The sequence below is a fragment of the Actinotalea subterranea genome, from assembly GCF_008364845.1.
GTDB lineage: Bacteria > Actinomycetota > Actinomycetes > Actinomycetales > Cellulomonadaceae > Actinotalea > Actinotalea subterranea.
Window position 1 is genome coordinate 274,900 of sequence record NZ_VTTP01000002.1, and the last position, 15,694, is coordinate 290,593.

Annotated in this window: 13 protein-coding genes and 1 tRNA gene; all 14 read left to right on the plus strand. The window is 75.4% G+C overall.

Annotation, left to right across the window (positions count from 1 at the left end; genetic code table 11):
* Window positions 1-272 precede the first annotated feature (272 nt).
* The 14 genes from FZ988_RS04250 (at window position 273) to FZ988_RS04310 (ending at window position 15,690) form a co-directional block, all read left to right on the plus strand.
* Window positions 273-3,620: an Rne/Rng family ribonuclease gene (locus FZ988_RS04250; RefSeq protein WP_246169199.1), complete on the plus strand. Its 3,348-nt coding sequence runs from the start codon at window positions 273-275 to the stop codon at window positions 3,618-3,620.
* 366 nt (window positions 3,621-3,986) lie between these two features.
* Window positions 3,987-4,295 (plus strand): 50S ribosomal protein L21, encoded by a 309-nt coding sequence (rplU, locus tag FZ988_RS04255; protein WP_188078988.1) that lies wholly within the window; start codon window positions 3,987-3,989, stop codon window positions 4,293-4,295.
* A 75-nt stretch (window positions 4,296-4,370) separates the two neighbouring features.
* Entirely contained in the window at window positions 4,371-4,628 is a 258-nt protein-coding gene (gene rpmA / locus FZ988_RS04260; protein WP_149202766.1) for a 50S ribosomal protein L27, read from the plus strand.
* A gap of 104 nt (window positions 4,629-4,732) precedes the next feature.
* Window positions 4,733-6,256: a GTPase ObgE gene (gene obgE, locus FZ988_RS04265; protein WP_149202767.1), complete on the plus strand. Its 1,524-nt coding sequence runs from the start codon at window positions 4,733-4,735 to the stop codon at window positions 6,254-6,256.
* Complete coding sequence (proB, locus tag FZ988_RS04270; RefSeq protein WP_149202768.1) at window positions 6,253-7,371, plus strand: glutamate 5-kinase; 1,119 nt, start codon at window positions 6,253-6,255, stop codon at window positions 7,369-7,371. The genes obgE and proB overlap by 4 nt, the downstream gene beginning before the upstream one ends.
* A gap of 62 nt (window positions 7,372-7,433) precedes the next feature.
* Complete coding sequence (locus FZ988_RS04275) at window positions 7,434-8,771, plus strand: glutamate-5-semialdehyde dehydrogenase (RefSeq protein ID WP_149202769.1); 1,338 nt, start codon at window positions 7,434-7,436, stop codon at window positions 8,769-8,771.
* A 175-nt stretch (window positions 8,772-8,946) separates the two neighbouring features.
* Window positions 8,947-9,096: a hypothetical protein gene (locus FZ988_RS18425; protein WP_188078962.1), complete on the plus strand. Its 150-nt coding sequence runs from the start codon at window positions 8,947-8,949 to the stop codon at window positions 9,094-9,096.
* Window positions 9,097-9,148: 52 nt separating this feature from the next.
* Window positions 9,149-9,754: a nicotinate-nucleotide adenylyltransferase gene (nadD, locus tag FZ988_RS04280; protein WP_149202770.1), complete on the plus strand. Its 606-nt coding sequence runs from the start codon at window positions 9,149-9,151 to the stop codon at window positions 9,752-9,754.
* Between the two features lie 886 nt (window positions 9,755-10,640).
* The gene (locus tag FZ988_RS04285) at window positions 10,641-12,176 is read left to right on the plus strand and encodes a hypothetical protein (protein WP_149202771.1); all 1,536 of its coding nucleotides are present in this window, start codon (window positions 10,641-10,643) and stop codon (window positions 12,174-12,176) included.
* Between the two features lie 117 nt (window positions 12,177-12,293).
* On the plus strand, window positions 12,294-12,683 hold the full coding sequence (gene rsfS, locus FZ988_RS04290; protein ID WP_149202772.1) for a ribosome silencing factor: 390 nt from the start codon (window positions 12,294-12,296) through the stop codon (window positions 12,681-12,683).
* Entirely contained in the window at window positions 12,680-13,378 is a 699-nt protein-coding gene (locus FZ988_RS04295; protein WP_149202773.1) for a histidine phosphatase family protein, read from the plus strand. Before rsfS ends, FZ988_RS04295 begins: the two co-directional genes overlap by 4 nt.
* 103 nt (window positions 13,379-13,481) lie before the next feature.
* Window positions 13,482-13,554 (plus strand) — tRNA-Ala (locus FZ988_RS04300).
* Between the two features lie 256 nt (window positions 13,555-13,810).
* Window positions 13,811-14,692, plus strand: coding sequence for an ABC transporter ATP-binding protein (locus FZ988_RS04305; protein WP_149202774.1), 882 nt, complete (start codon window positions 13,811-13,813; stop codon window positions 14,690-14,692).
* Window positions 14,689-15,690 (plus strand): iron-siderophore ABC transporter substrate-binding protein, encoded by a 1,002-nt coding sequence (locus FZ988_RS04310; protein WP_149202775.1) that lies wholly within the window; start codon window positions 14,689-14,691, stop codon window positions 15,688-15,690. The genes FZ988_RS04305 and FZ988_RS04310 overlap by 4 nt, the downstream gene beginning before the upstream one ends.
* The last annotated feature ends 4 nt before the right edge of the window (window positions 15,691-15,694 follow it).

The following is a 15,694-nucleotide window of genomic DNA, read 5'->3' on the forward strand; positions in this document are numbered from 1 at the left end:
CGGCACGCCGCGCGCCGCCGTCATCGCCGATGACATGGCAGGCGCCGTCGCCGCCCGCCCGTCCAGCCAGACGACACCGACGACTTCCGTCGCGGGGCGCGATGCGCACGCGACGACCGAACCGCCCGACGGCCGGCGAGTGTGGACAGCCAGCGGGCTTGGAGCACCTCGTGACGAACGAGAACATCTCAGCGGACGACCGTTCGGCAGCACCGGAGCAGGCCCCAGCGGCTCCCGCGCGGCGCACCCGGGCCCGCCGGGCGACGACCGGCGTGACCACTCCGGCGAGCGCCACGCCCGACGCGCCGGTGGAGGTCGAGCCGACCGCCGCCACCAAGCGCCCCGCACGCACCCGGGGCGCCGCGCGCGGCGCCCGGGCAGGTGCGACCGGTGCTCAGACCGACGCCCCCGCCACCGAGGACCTCGCGGCGGCCGCGGCGGCCCCGGTCGAGACCCCCGCGGCGAGCGCGCCCGCCGAGACGCAGCAGACCGTCGCCAAGGCCCCGCGCTCGCGGAGCCGTCGGGCCACGGCGCCCGTGACCGAGCCGGGCTCTGACGCCCCGCGCACGGCCGAGGCCGTCGCCCCCGCCGCGCCCGAGGCGAGCACGCAGGCCACGACCGCGGCGGTGGCGCCCGCGCAGGCGTCGGCAGCGGGCTCTGAGGAGACGACCGCGCGTCCGCGCCGCAGCCGGCGTGCGACCTCGGGCGTCGCGCGCGCCGGGGCGCCCGCCCATGCGGCTCCTGAGGCTCAGGCGACCTCCGAGGTGCAGGCGCCCGCTGAGGCGGCGACGACGCCTCAGGAGGCAGTCGTGACCGGCGAGGCGGCGTCTGCCGCGGCCGGTGACGAGGGCTCGACGCGTCCCTCCCGCAGGCGCGGCACGCGCTCGGGCCGGGGCGCCGCAGCTGCTCCGCTCGAGGTGCCCGCCGCGACGGACGAGCCGTCCGTGGCGGACGCGACGGACGGCGAGGCCGCCGCACCCGTCGAGGCGCCGAGCGAGACCGCCCGTCGCGGGCGTGGTGGTCGGCGCCGTCAGGAGCCCACGCTGGACGTGTTCGCCGCGCTGGGCGCCGACCGTCCTGCGCCCGTCAGCGACCCCGGTGCCGCGGCCGAGGACGACGCCGAGACCGAGGGTGACGCCGAGGACGCGGTCGAGGAGACGCCGCGCCGGCCCGCGACGGCGCTCCTCTTCCAGGCCCCGGAGCCGACGAGCCGTCCCCGCCGGCGCCGCGCGCAGGCCCCGGCCGGACCGCCGCGCCTCGAGGACGAGCACGCGGACGCCGCGGTGCCCGACGAGGAGTCCGTCGAGGACGACGTCCTCGACCTCACGGACGCGACCGCGGAGACCGACGAGACGCCGGGTGCCGACACCGACGCCGACGAGCCGGCGGACGACGACGAGCAGGACGGCGGCCCGCGTCGTCGCCGTCGCCGCGGCGGCCGCGGTCGCCGCAGCCGCTCGGGCGCGGGCGACCGTGCCGATGCGGGCGAGGGCGACGACGCGCACGACGGCGAGGAGGCGCCCGCCGGACGCGGCCGGGGCACCGCCGCGGCGGGCGACGACCAGGGCGAGCAGGACGACCGGGACGACGCGGACGAGGCGGGCGACACCGAGGACGGCGAGGAGGGCGGCAGCGCCTCGAGCCGGCGTCGTCGGCGGCGCCGTCGTGCCACGCGGGGTGACGGCGACACGGCCGACGAGCCCGCCGGCGCTGCGACGTCGGGCCGGACCCGCTCGCGCGCCGGCCGGACCGGCTCCGACGAGGTCACCGCCCTCAAGGGCTCCACGCGCCTCGAGGCCAAGCGCCAGCGCAGGCGCGAGGGCCGCGACGCCGGGCGCCGCCGCACCATCGTGACGGAGGCGGAGTTCCTGGCGCGCCGCGAGGCGGTCGAGCGCTCGATGATCGTGCGCGAGTCGCAGGGACGCGTGCAGATCGCGGTGCTCGAGGACGGGGTCCTCGTCGAGCACTTCGTGTCCCGCTCCGCCCAGAACGGGCAGAGCTCGATGGCGGGGAACGTCTACCTCGGTCGGGTGCAGAACGTGCTGCCGAGCATGGAGGCGGCGTTCGTCGACGTCGGCAAGGGCCGCAACGCCGTGCTCTACGCGGGCGAGGTCAACTGGGACGCCGCCGGCCTCGAGGGGCAGCCGCGTCGCATCGAGCAGGCCCTGAAGTCCGGCGACTCGGTCCTCGTGCAGGTCACGAAGGACCCGATCGGGCACAAGGGTGCGCGGCTCACGTCGCAGATCACGCTCGCCGGCCGGTACCTGGTCTACGTCCCGTCGGGCGGCATGACCGGGATCTCGCGCAAGCTCCCCGAGAACGAGCGTGCGCGCCTGAAGAAGCTGCTCAAGGAGATCGTGCCGGACGCCGCGGGCGTCATCGTGCGGACCGCCGCGGAGGGTGCGTCGGAGGACGAGCTGCGCCGTGACGTCCAGCGCCTCCAGGACCAGTGGGCCGCGATCGAGAAGAAGGTCAAGACCGCGTCCGCGCCGGCGCTGCTCCAGGGCGAGCCGGACATGGCGATCCGCGTGGTCCGGGACATCTTCAACGACGACTTCAGCTCGCTCGTCGTCCAGGGCGACGACGCGTGGTCGATGATCTCGGAGTACGTCTCGGCCATGGCGCCGGACCTCGCCCCCAAGGTCAGCCGGTGGACGGGCAGCGGTGACGTGTTCGGCGCCCACCGCATCGACGAGCAGCTCGCCAAGGGGATGGACCGCAAGGTGTGGCTCCCGTCGGGCGGCTCGCTCGTGATCGACCGCACCGAGGCGATGACCGTCGTCGACGTCAACACCGGCAAGTTCACGGGCTCGGGCGGGACGCTCGAGGAGACGGTCACGCGCAACAACCTCGAGGCCGCCGAGGAGATCGTCCGCCAGCTCCGGCTGCGGGACATCGGCGGCATCATCGTCATCGACTTCATCGACATGGTGCTCGAGTCCAACCGTGACCTGGTGCTGCGACGGCTCGTCGAGTGCCTGGGCCGTGACCGGACCAAGCACCAGGTCGCCGAGGTCACGTCGCTCGGCCTCGTCCAGATGACCCGCAAGCGCGTCGGCCAGGGCCTCGTCGAGGCCTTCAGCGAGACGTGCGAGCACTGCAACGGGCGCGGGTTCATCGTGCACAGCGAACCGGTCGACAAGATCGCCGTCGAGCCCGAGCCCGCCCGGCCGACGGGTGGCGAGGAGCCGAAGCGCTCGCGCCGCAAGAAGGGTGCGGCACCCGTGGCCGCGCCGGTGAGCGTCCCGGTGCTCCCCGAGGCCCGTGAGGCGGTCAAGGCCACCCTCGCGACCATCGCTGCGGCCGCGGCCCACGCCCACGAGCACGCGCACGACGACGCGGACCACGACGACGCCCGGCAGGACGAGGCCGAGCACGGAGATGTCGAGCACAGCGACGCCGGGCAGGGCGACGTCGAGCAGAGCGACGTCGAGCACAGCGACGCCGAGCACAGCGACGTCGAGCACAGCGACGTCGAGCAGAGCGATGCCGAGCAGAGCGACGAGCCCGCGGACGCGGGCGTCGACCTCGTGCTCGGGGAGGTGACCGCAGCCGCGTCGACCGACCCGGCGAACCTCGCGGGCCTCTCCGGTCCGGACGAGGAGACCGAGCAGTCCTGACGCGTGGCGCGCTCGCGCGCCCCACGCGTGTCACGTCCCACGGGCCGGCCGTCGCTGCACCGCGACGGCCGGCCCCTGGCGTGTCGGGCGGGCCTGCGCCCGGGCGTGCCCGGGGCCCGGGTAGGATGGCAACACCTCGGGACATCAGGTACCCGCGGGGGCGGCCGCTCCATTTGACCGTTGGGCGTCGGCTTCCGTACTCTGGAACGTCGGTGCGCCGTGTGCGCGCCGCTTCCACGTGCCCCATTCCCACGTGCCCCGAGACCTGGACCTCAGATCGAGGCCTGTCACGGTGCGCCGAATGCCGGGCCCGTCGCAGGCCCGTCGCAGACGCGAGAAGACGTACGAGTAGAGATGAGCAGCAACGTGGTGTACGCGATCGTCAAGGCTGGTGGCCGCCAGGAGAAGGTGTCGGTCGGCGACGTCGTCGTCGTGGACCGACTGTCCGGTGACACCGGCTCGACCGTCCAGCTGCCCGCCCTCCTGCTCGTCGACGGGGAGAAGGTGACCTCCGACGCCGCGGCGCTCGCGAAGATCACGGTCACCGCGGAGATCGTCCGGGACGAGAAGGGCCCGAAGATCGACATCCTCAAGTACAAGAACAAGACCGGCTACCGCAAGCGCATGGGTCACCGGCAGAAGCTGACCCGCCTGAAGGTCACCGGCATCAAGTGACCCGCCAGGCGGCCGCTCGCGGCCGCCGGTGAGTCCTCCTCCTCTCCTCACGCACCGCACGAAAGCAGGTCTGTCATGGCACACAAGAAGGGCGCCAGCTCCTCGCGGAACGGCCGCGACTCCAACGCGCAGCGCCTCGGCGTCAAGCGCTTCGGCGGTCAGGTCGTCAACGCGGGCGAGATCATCGTGCGCCAGCGCGGGACCCACTTCCACCCCGGCGTCAACGTGGGCCGTGGCGGCGACGACACGCTGTTCGCGCTCGCTGCCGGTGCCGTCCAGTTCGGCGTCCGTCGTGGCCGCAAGGTCATCGACATCGTGACGGCCGACGCCTGATCTCATCCTCCACGAAGGGGCGCACCGGATCGGTGCGCCCCTTCGTCGTCCCGCAGGTCCTGCGGGGCACCCACCTGTCATGAACGCCGAGAGAGGAGCACGCCGTGGCTACGTTCGTCGACCGCGTCGTCCTGCACGCGACCGGCGGTGACGGCGGGAACGGGTGCGCCTCGATCCGCCGCGAGAAGTTCAAGCCGCTCGCCGGGCCCGACGGGGGCAACGGCGGCGACGGCGGCGACGTCGTCCTCGAGGTGGACCACCAGGTGACCACCCTGCTGGAGTTCCACCACTCGCCGCACAAGCACGCGCCGTCGGGGACCCAGGGCATGGGCGACGACCGCCAGGGCGCCACAGGGCACGAGCTCGTGCTCAAGGTGCCCGACGGGACCGTCGTGAAGTCCAGCACCGGAGAGGTCCTCGCGGACCTCGTGGGCGAGGGCTCCCGCTACGTCATCGCCGCAGGCGGCCGCGGCGGCCTCGGCAACGCGGCGATCGCCTCGCCGCGCCGCAAGGCCCCCGGGTTCGCGCTGCTCGGCGAGCCGGGCGAGACGCGGGACGTCGTGCTCGAGCTCAAGACGATCGCCGACGTCGCGCTCGTCGGCTACCCGAGCGCCGGGAAGTCCAGCCTCGTCGCGGCCATCTCCGCCGCGCGGCCCAAGATCGCCGACTACCCCTTCACGACGCTCGTGCCGAACCTGGGCGTCGTCCAGGCCGGGTCCGCGCGCTACACCGTCGCCGACGTCCCCGGGCTCATCCCGGGGGCGAGCGAGGGCAAGGGGCTCGGCCTGGAGTTCCTGCGGCACGTCGAGCGGTGCGCCGTGCTGGTGCACGTCCTGGACTGCGCGACGCTCGAGCCGGACCGGGACCCGATCAGCGACCTCGACGTCATCGAGGCCGAGCTCGCCGCCTACGCGGGCGACCTCGAGATCGCCGGCGGCGAGGTCCCCCTGACCGAGCGCCCCCGCCTCGTCGTGCTCAACAAGGTCGACGTCCCCGAGGCACGTGACCTCGCCGAGCTCGTCCGGCCCGAGCTCGAGGCGCGCGGGCTGCGCGTGTTCGAGATCTCCGCCGCGAGCCACGAGGGCCTCCGGCCGCTCACGTTCGCGCTCGCCGAGCTCGTCGGCCAGGCGCGTGAGGCCGCCCGCTCCGTCGTGCCCGCACGGATCGTCCTGCGCCCCAAGGCCGTCGACGACACCGGCTTCACCGTGACCCGCCGCGAGAACGGCGACCGCGTGTGGTTCGAGGTGCGCGGGCAGAAGCCCGAGCGCTGGGTGCGCCAGACCGAGTTCTCGAACGACGAGGCCGTGGGCTACCTCGCCGACCGCCTCGCGCGGCTCGGCGTCGAGGAGAAGCTGTTCGCCGCGGGTGCGACGCCCGGTGCGGAGGTCGTGATCGGCGCGGGGGACGACGCCGTCGTCTTCGACTGGGAGCCCACCCTGCTCACCGGCTCGGAGCTGCTCGGCGGTCCGCGCGGCACGGACCTGAGGCTCGAGGACTCGGCGCGCCCCACACGCGCGGCCCGTCGTCAGGAGTACAAGGAACGTATGGACGCCAAGGCCGAGGCGCGGTCCGAGCTGTGGACCGAGCGGGAGGCCGGGCACTGGACCGACCCCGAGAAGGACGTGTGACCGATCGCTCGCTGATCTCCTCGGCGGCGCGGGTCGTCGTCAAGGTCGGGTCCTCGTCCCTCACGGGCGACGACGGCCACCTCGACGTGCCCGCGCTCCAACGCCTCGTGGGCGTCCTCGCCGAGCGCCGTGCGTCCGGCGGCCAGGTGGTGCTCGTGACGTCGGGCGCGATCGCCGCAGGGCTCGCCCCGCTCGGGCTCACGAGCCGGCCTCGTGACCTGGCGACCGCGCAGGCGACCGCCTCGGTCGGCCAGGGCCTGCTCGTCGCCCGCTACACGCAGGCCTTCGCGGCGCACGGCATCCGCGTCGGACAGGTCCTCCTGACGGCCGAGGACACCGTGCGGCGCGGGCACTACCGGAACGCCCAGCGCGCCCTCGAGCGGCTGCTGGGGCTCGGCGTCGTGCCGATCGTCAACGAGAACGACACGGTCGCGACCGACGAGATCCGGTTCGGTGACAACGACAGGCTCGCTGCGCTCGTCTCGCACCTCGTCCGGGCCGACGCGATGGTCCTCCTGACCGACGTCGACGCGCTCTACGACGGTCCGCCCTCGCGCCCCGGAGCCCGCCGGATCAGCGAGGTGCGCAGCCCCGCGGACCTCGACGGCATCGACGTAAGCGTGCGGGGGAGCGCCGTCGGGACGGGCGGCATGGTCACGAAGCTCGCGTCCGTCGCCATCGCGACCGGGTCGGGCATCCCCGTCGTGCTGACGTCTGCCCAGCAGGCCGCGGAGGCGCTCGCCGGGGAACCCGTCGGTACGTGGTTCGCGGCGACCGGCCGGCGCCGGTCCACCCGCATGCTCTGGCTCGCGCACGCCGCGACGACCCAGGGACGGCTCGTGCTGGACGACGGCGCCGTGCGGGCCGTCGTCGACCGCCGCATGTCGCTCCTGCCCGCGGGCATCACGGCGGTCGAGGGCGCGTTCGAGGCCGGTGACCCGGTCGAGCTCGTGACGTCGGCCGGTGGTGTCGTCGGCCGGGGCCTCGTGGCCTTCTCGGCCGGAGAGCTGCCCGGCCTGCTCGGACGCTCGACCCACGACCTGCGCGAGGAGCTCGGCGAGGGGTACGACCGGGAGGTCGTCCACCGCGACGACCTCGTGCTCGCGCGCCGCTGAGCGTCTGACCGGGGCGGCGGACGCCCGCGGGGGGTGTCCGCGCCCGGAGCTATCCTGCGGCCATGAGCACGGCGACCCCCCTGCACCCCGCACCCGAGCCCGCCGAGCACGCGGAGCCCGCCGACGCCGCTCCGCCCGGCGTCGAGGACGCGGTGCGCGCCGTCGCGCGACGCGCCCGGGTCGCCGCACGGGTCCTCGCGGGTGCGACCCGGGCCACCAAGGACGCCGCCCTGCACGCCATGGCCGACGCGCTCGTGGCCGCGACCCCCGAGATCGTCAGCGCGAACGCGGTCGACCTCGAGCGCGGACAGGCCGACGGCGTCTCGGCCGGTCTCCTGGACCGGCTCGCGCTCGACCCCCAGCGGATCGGGGCCATCGCGCAGGCGCTCCGTGACCTCGCGGCGCTGCCCGACCCGGTCGGCGAGGTCGTGCGCGGCTCGACCCTGCCGAACGGTCTCCGGCTGCGGCAGGTGCGGGTCCCGCTCGGCGTCGTCGGCATGATCTACGAGGCACGGCCGAACGTGACGGTGGACGCCGCAGGGCTGGCCCTCAAGAGCGGGAACGCGGCGATCCTCCGCGGCGGGTCCGCAGCGTCCGGCTCGAACACGGTCATCGTGGGCGTCCTGGCCGCCGCGCTCGAGTCCGTCGGGCTCCCGGCCGACGCCGTGCAGTCGATCGACTCCTACGGCAGGCCCGGGGCCGTCGCGCTCATGCACGCACGCGGGCTCGTCGACCTGCTGGTGCCGCGAGGCGGTGCGGACCTCATCCAGACGGTGGTGCGCGAGGCCACCGTCCCTGTCGTCGAGACGGGCGTCGGGAACTGCCACGTCTACGTCGACGCGAGCGCGGACCCGGCGATGGCCCTGCCGATCCTGCTCAACTCCAAGACGCAGCGCGTCGGCGTGTGCAACGCGGCCGAGACGCTCCTGGTCCACGCCGACGCCGCGCCGGGCTTCCTGCCGTCGGCGCTCGCCGCGCTCTCCGCAGCCGGCGTCGTGATCCACGGCGACGAGCGGACTGCCGCCCTCGCGCCGGCGGACGTGGCAGTGGTGCCCGCGACCGACGTCGACTGGGCGACGGAGTACCTGTCGCTCGACCTCGCGGTGCGCGTCGTCGACGACATCGACCAGGCCGTCGAGCACATCCGCACGTGGTCGTCAGGCCACACCGAGGCGATCGTCACGCGTGACCTCGCCTCGTCCGAGCGGTTCGTCGCGGACGTGGACTCGGCCGCCGTCATCGTCAACGCCTCCACGCGTTTCACGGACGGCGGGCAGTTCGGCCTCGGTGCCGAGATCGGCATCTCGACGCAGAAGATGCACGCGCGCGGGCCCATGGGCCTGCCGGAGCTGACGACGACGCAGTGGGTGGTGCACGGCGAGGGCCAGATCCGCGCCTGAACCCGCGCCGGCCGCGCCCGCGGCCGCGTGAGGGGGTCACGACGGGCCCCGTGGCCGTGGCAACTCACCCGTACGGCCGTCGTGCCGCCGACGGGTCGACCCGCGGGACGTGCGACACTGGAGGACCGCTGTGCCCGCCCGCGCACGCGGTGAGACGAGAGCCCAGGAGGTCGACGTGCACGCTGTCCTGCTCGCCGCCGAGGAGTCCGCCGAGGCCGCGACCCTCGCCATCCCGCCGGTCGGAGTCGGCCTCGCCGCCTTCGGGGCGCTCATGGTCCTGCTGGCCGCGACGTATGCCTTCCGCAGCGTCGGACTGCGCCACTGACCGACGTCCAGGAGGAACGACCCGCCACGTGCAGCCCGGAGGAACGCAGCGGATGACCCAGCAACGGCCCAGGATCGGGGTGATGGGCGGAACGTTCGACCCCATCCACCACGGCCACCTGGTCGCCGCGAGCGAGGCCGCCGCGGAGCTCGGGCTCGACGAGGTCGTGTTCGTACCGACGGGGCGCCCGTCGCTCAAGCAGCACCCCGGCGTCACGGCGCCCGAGCACCGCTACCTCATGACGGTCATCGCGACGGCCTCCAACCCGCGGTTCACGGTGAGCCGCGCCGACATCGACCGGCCCGGCCTCACGTACACCGTGGACACTCTGCGCGACCTGAGGACCGAGCGGCCCGACGCCGACCTGTTCTTCATCACCGGCGCCGACGCCATCCAGCAGATCTTCACCTGGAAGGACGTCGACAGCCTGTGGTCGATGGCCCACTTCGTCGCCGTGACGCGGCCGGGCCACACCCTGTCCATCGAGCGGATCCCCGCCGAGGCCGTCACGCAGCTCGAGGTCCCGGCCCTGGCGATCTCCTCGACGGACATCCGTGCCCGGGCGCGGCACGGTGAGCCCGTCTGGTACCTGGTCCCGGACGGCGTCGTCCAGTACATCGCGAAGCACGGTCTGTATCGAGGTCATCAAGATGTCTGAGCAGTCGCCCACGGAGTGGGGCGAGCGCCGTCGACGCCGCGAGGAGGAGCGCCTCCGAGCGCTCGCGGCCCAGGAGGCGGCCGAGGCGAGGCAGCGCGAGGCCGCCGCGCCGGCGAGTGCACCGCCCTCGCCGGGTCGTCCCGTCCCCGTGAGCCACGCGGCCCCGCCGGCGGCGAGCCCGGCGCCCGCCGCGCGGCAGCCCTCGCGGCGCGAGCTGCGTGAGCAGGCCGAGGCCGCCGCGGCGGCACGGGCCGCGCAGGCGAACGCGCCCGCAGCCCAGCCCGTCGCACCGCACAGTGCCGCACCGCACGCTGCCGCACCGCGCAGGGCCGCCCCCCACGCTGCCGCGCCGCGCAGCGCTGCACCACAGAGCGCTACCGCACCGCACGCTGCCGCACCGCACGCTGCCGCACCGCGCGGTGGGACCGCGCCGGCGCAGACGCCGCCGTCAGTGCCGGCCTCCCCGACGCCGCGCACGCACGCCGCGCGTGAGGCCGCCGCGACGCCCCAGGCGCGCGTCGCCTCGCCGGACGCCGGGGCGACGGACCCGCAGCCGACTCCCCAGCGCCCGCTGTCGCGGCGAGCGCTGCGCGAGGCGAGCGGTGGTGAGCCCGATGGGGCCCAGCGGCGCACGCCGCAGGTGCAGCCGCCGGCCGTGACCGGCGGTGTCCGGCGCGTCGTGGCGGGTGGGCGTCTCTCGGGTGTCGAGCGCACACCTCAGCCGGGGGAGGCCTCCACCCGGACGGCGCCTGCGACGGGATCGCCGACGGCGGGCTCGTCCCCGGCGGTGCCGACCACCGCTCGGTCGACCGCCGCTCGGCCGACCACCGCAGGGCCCGCCGGCGCGAGGCCGTCCACCGCACAGCCGGCCGCGCCGGGGCAGAGCATGCCCGGCGCGCACACAGCGGGAGGCGCGACCACCGGCGCACCTCCGACCGGCGCACCCGGATCGGCCGGGCGGGCCCCGGCGGGTTCACGACCGGCGGTCCGGCCGTCGACGGCCGGTGCCCCGTCAGAGGACGGGCCCTCGCTCCTGTCTCCCCAGGCGCGGGCCGCGGCGGTCCGGGCGCAGGCGGCGCGCGCCCAGGCCGAACGCGAGGAGGCCGCGCGTCTCAACGCGGAGCGGGCGCAGGCGCAGCGCGCGGCGTCGGCGCGCACCGAGCAGGACAGGCCCTCGGGCTCGGACCCCCGGGGAGCCGCCGAGCGCGCGGCGGCCGAGCGTGCCGCGCGTGAGTCCGCCCGACGGCCAGAGCCCGGCACCCCGGCGGCTCGTCCCGCCGGGCCCCGGGAGAACGGCGCGGGACGAGACGCGGGCGGCTACGGCTGGGCGGGCGCAGCCGCGCCCCAGGCGCGGCGCCAGCGTGACCCCGACAGGGACACGTTCGCCGGGCCGAGCCCGGCCGTGCGTGCCGCCGAGGCCCCGCCCGTGCCCGCGGGCGCGGCGTGGCCGTACCCGACCCAGCCCGTCCCCGGCGAGCGTCCGACCGGGCCGGGCCCGACGCCCGGCTCGTACGCGGGGGCCCCGCACGCGTCGGCCCCGGCCTCGCAGACCCAGGCGCCGCGTCCGGACGCGACCTCCGGCGCGCGCGCCGACGCCGCCGGCCCGGGCCAGCACACGTCCCGGCCCGAGGTCGGTGCACCGGGCCGCCCCGTCAGCCAGCAGGGCGGCGCGCGCCCGACGCCGTCGCCGCAGGCCGCCACGCAGGCCATGCCCGCCTGGCAGCAGCCGTCGCAGTCCCGCCCGCAGCAGGTGCCCGCGCCGCGCATCCCGCACGGCGACGACGACGCGGAGGCGCCGCTGGTCCGCCCCTGGGCCGCCGACGCCGTCGCACCCGCGCCGGGCGCGGGCGGAGCCGTCGTCGTCCCGGCGAACCGTGTCCCGCGCGTGGGCCAGACGTTCGGGTCGGTCTCGATGCCCCGCCCGGGCGCCCCGGTGTCCGCGGCGACGGGCGGTGCGGGGTCCGCGCCGTCGGGCTCCGCCCGTGGGACAGCCGTCGCGGAGGGACGAGCCGGCACCGTCACTGCCGACGCACCCGTGCCCACCGAGACGCCCGTGCCCACCGAGACGCCCGTGCCCACCGAGACGCCCGTGCCCACGTGGGGGCACGTCGCCCCGGCCACGACGACGGCCTGGAGCCCGACGCCGCTCGCGACGCCCGAGGCGGCGGCCGACGCGGTGCACGCGGCGGGGGCAGCCGAGGCCGTCGAGGCGGACCCAGGTCAGGACGTCACCGAGGTGCGTCATCCCTACACGTGGCTCCACATGATCGTGCTCGTGCTGGTGGCGTTCGTCCTCGGCATGCTCATCTTCATGGTCGTGACCAACGACCCGCCCGACGAGACGGCGGGTGCTGCGGCGGACGTCCACCCGACGTCGTCCGCCCCGGCGCTCGAGGACGACGACGCCGACGCGGTGACCTGAACCCGCGCCCGGCCCACGGACGTGACCGGGCAGGACCGCCGACCCACGACCTGCCCGGCAGAGCCGGGCGACGCAGAGCACCACCGTGACCACCACCCGAACGACGACAGGGGATCTGTGCCCGCCACCGACCGCGCACTGGACATCGCACTGGCAGCCGCCCGTGCGGCGTCCGGTCTCAAGGCCCAGGAGATCATCGCCCTCGACGTGAGCGAGAGGCTCGTCCTGACGGACGTCTTCCTCATCGCGTCGGCGACCAACGAACGTCAGGTGTCGGCGATCGTCGACGCGGTCGAGGAGGCGCTGCACAAGCAGGGCGTCAAGGCCATCCGCCGGGAAGGTGTCCGCGAGGCCCACTGGGTGCTGCTCGACTTCGGCGACGTCGTGGTGCACGTGCAGCACGCGGACGACCGCGTCTACTACGCGCTCGAGCGCCTCTGGTCGGACTGCCCGGTCATCGAGCTGCCCGAGGACGCGCGGGGCGGCGACGGCCAGGCCGACGCATGACGGCCCGCGCCGTCATCCTGTGGCGGCACGGGCGCACCGAGTACAACGCCGCCGCCCGCCTCCAGGGGCACACGGACATCCCGCTCGACGCCGTCGGTCGGTGGCAGGTCACCGAGGCCGCTCAGCACCTCGCGCAGCGCCACCGGCCCACGCGCATCGTCAGCTCGGACCTGGGGCGCGCCGTCGCGACGGCACAGGCCCTCGCCGACGTCGTCGGCCTCGAGGTGGCTGTCGACCCGCGCCTGCGTGAGCGCAGCTTCGGGGAGTGGGAGGGCCTCACGGCCGACGAGATCGCGGAGCGGTGGCCGGAGGCGTACCGGACGTGGCGTGCGGGCCGCGACCCGGAGCGCGCGGGCGCCGAGACGAGGGCGACGGTGGCCGAGCGCATGGTGACCGCGCTGTCCGAGCAGGCTGCGGCGCTCGGCGAGGACGACACCCTCGTGGTCGTGTCCCACGGTGCGGCGATCACCCTCGGCCTCGTCGCGCTCCTGGGGCTGGACCCGGCGGCCTGGCGGGGGCTGGGTGGCCTGCACAACGCGCACTGGACGCTGCTGCGCGGGAGCTCACGCAACATCGGGTCGGCCTGGTACATCGAGGCGCACAACCTCGGTCCCGCGGTCGCGGTCGAGGACTGGAACGCGGGCGTGCCCGTCGACGCCATGCCGAGCAGCACGGCCGACGCGATGCGCGCCTGAGCCAGGGCGGCACCGGGGTGACCCGTGTGGCGGCGGTCACGGCGACGCGGATTGGCTCTCGGGGCCCGGGTTCGCCTAGACTGCACGAGCCCTTCGGGGTGATGGGGCTGTGGCGCAGCTGGTAGCGCACCTGCATGGCATGCAGGGGGTCAGGGGTTCGAGTCCCCTCAGCTCCACCGGTGAAGAGGCGGGACATCGTCGGTCGATGTCCCGCCTCTTTCGTCTGCCCGGGCAAGGGCGGCGCGGCGCGCCAGGGGGCGTGGGCGGGGGCGGCAGCGCTCGTGGACCGCCGCGCGTGGGCGCTCAGGGCGAGGTCAGCGCGGTCGTGGCGCGCGTCGAGGCGCCGGGGGGAGAGCAGCGCTTGGCCGGAGATGTCTCGACATGCGGACGCCCGCACCAGGTGGTGGTTAGGGAAGCCTTACCTTAAGCACCATGCCCGCCTCTGGAAGCCCACGTCTCATCGCGACGGGTGTCAGCGCCGGCTACGGCTCGACCACAGTCGTCCACGAGGCGGACCTGTCCCTCGTCGACGGGCGCGTCACAGTGCTCATCGGGCCCAACGGCAGCGGCAAGTCGACGCTCCTGCGCACGCTCGCGGCCCTGCACCCGCGCCGGGGCGGCGACGTCGGCGTGGGCGCGGACGGCGCGCGGGCCTCCCTCGACGCCCTGGGCCGGCGAGAGCTCGCACGGCGCCTCACCCTCCTCTCGCAGAGCCGGCCCACGCCGGGCGGCGTCACCGTCGGCGAGCTCGTCGAGTACGGGCGGCACCCGCACCGTGGCCGCTGGCGCACCGACGACCCCGACGGCCCCCGGGCCGTCACCTGGGCGATGGAGCTCACCGGCGTGAGCGACCTCGCGGAACGGCCGGTCGACGGGCTGTCCGGCGGCCAGCTCCAGCGGGTGTGGCTGGCCGCGTGCCTCGCGCAGGACACGCCGCTGCTCCTGCTCGACGAGCCGACCACGTTCCTCGACCTGCGCTACCAGGCCGAGCTGCTCGACATCGTCCGAGACCTCGCGGACGAGCACGGCATCGCCGTCGGGCTCGTGCTGCACGACCTCGACCAGGCGGCCGCGGTCGCCGACGAGGTCCTGCTGCTCGTCGACGGCCGGGTCGTGGCCGCGGGACCGCCGGAGGCGGTGCTCACCGCCGAGCACCTCAGCGCCGCCTACGGGGTCCCGGTCGAGGTGCACCGCGACCCGACCACCGGCCTGCTGCGCACCCGCGCCACGGCACGCCACCACCACCGCTCCCGGCAGGCCCCTGCCACGCCGGTCGCCCCCGCCCCCACCCCTTCCCACGAGGAGACCCGATGAGGATCACGTCCCGCGCAGCCGGCGCCCCGCTCGCCGTCGCGCTCGCCCTGGCGCTCGCCGCCTGCGGCACCACGGAGAGCCCGGCGACGGACGCGTCACCCGCCACGGCCGGGAGCGACGGCGACGCCGGCCCCGTGACCGTGACCGACGCCCGCGGGGTCGAGGTGACGCTGGACGGCCCGGCCGAGCGCGTCGCCGTCACCGAGTGGAACGTCGCCGAGTACCTCGTCTCGCTCGGCGCGCCGCCCGTGGGCGTCGCCGACGTCGAGGGCTTCACCACGTGGGACAGCACCGTCACGCTGCCGGACGACGTGACCGACATCGGCAGCCGCGGAGAGCCGAGCATCGACAGCCTCGCCGCGCTCGACCTCGACGTCCTCTTCGTCACCGACTCCCTGGTCGAGGGCGCGATCGAGCAGATCGAGGCGCAGATCCCGGTCGTCGTCGTGCCCGGCGGCGACGCGTCGGACCCCGTCGGCGCGATGTTCGCCAACCTCGACCTCGTCGCCGAGGTGACCGGCACCCAGGACCGGGCCGCGGAGCTGCGTGCGGAGTACGACGACGCCGTGGCCGCGGCCCGCGAGGAGCTCGGCGACGTCTCCGGCGTCCAGGTGGCCTTCGCAGACGGGTACGACACGGGTGAGGCCGTCGTGATCCGGCCCTACACGGCCGGCTCCCTCGTCGGCGGCGTGCTCGCCGACCTCGGGTTCGCCGACGCCTGGTCCGCGGTGCCCGATCTGGAGAGCGACGAGGACTACGGCCTGGGCCAGGTGGACGTGGAGACGCTGGCCCACCTGCCTGCCGACACCCGCTTCTGGTACCCGGGCACGTCCGAGGCCAGCTCCGACGTCTTCGCCGGGGCCCTCGCCCAGAACGCCGTCTGGACCGCGCTGCCGTTCGCCTCCTCGGCGGTCGCCTTCGACGAGGGCATCTGGATGTTCGGCGGCCCCGAGTCCATGCTGCGGATCGTCGAGGGCGCGGTCGCCGCGGCCGGCTGACCAC

Excerpts from the sequence above, each read along its gene's own strand:
- FZ988_RS04295 (WP_149202773.1), top strand. The coding sequence starts at position 12,680 with ATGACGGCCCGCGCCGTCATCCTGTGGCGGCACGGGCGCACCGAGTAC.
- FZ988_RS04285 (WP_149202771.1), top strand. The coding sequence starts at position 10,641 with ATGCCCGGCGCGCACACAGCGGGAGGCGCGACCACCGGCGCACCTCCG.
- rpmA (WP_149202766.1), top strand. The coding sequence starts at position 4,371 with ATGGCACACAAGAAGGGCGCCAGCTCCTCGCGGAACGGCCGCGACTCC.
- FZ988_RS04275 (WP_149202769.1), top strand. The coding sequence starts at position 7,434 with ATGAGCACGGCGACCCCCCTGCACCCCGCACCCGAGCCCGCCGAGCAC.
- nadD (WP_149202770.1), top strand. The coding sequence starts at position 9,149 with ATGACCCAGCAACGGCCCAGGATCGGGGTGATGGGCGGAACGTTCGAC.
- FZ988_RS04305 (WP_149202774.1), top strand. The coding sequence starts at position 13,811 with ATGCCCGCCTCTGGAAGCCCACGTCTCATCGCGACGGGTGTCAGCGCC.
- FZ988_RS04310 (WP_149202775.1), top strand. The coding sequence starts at position 14,689 with ATGAGGATCACGTCCCGCGCAGCCGGCGCCCCGCTCGCCGTCGCGCTC.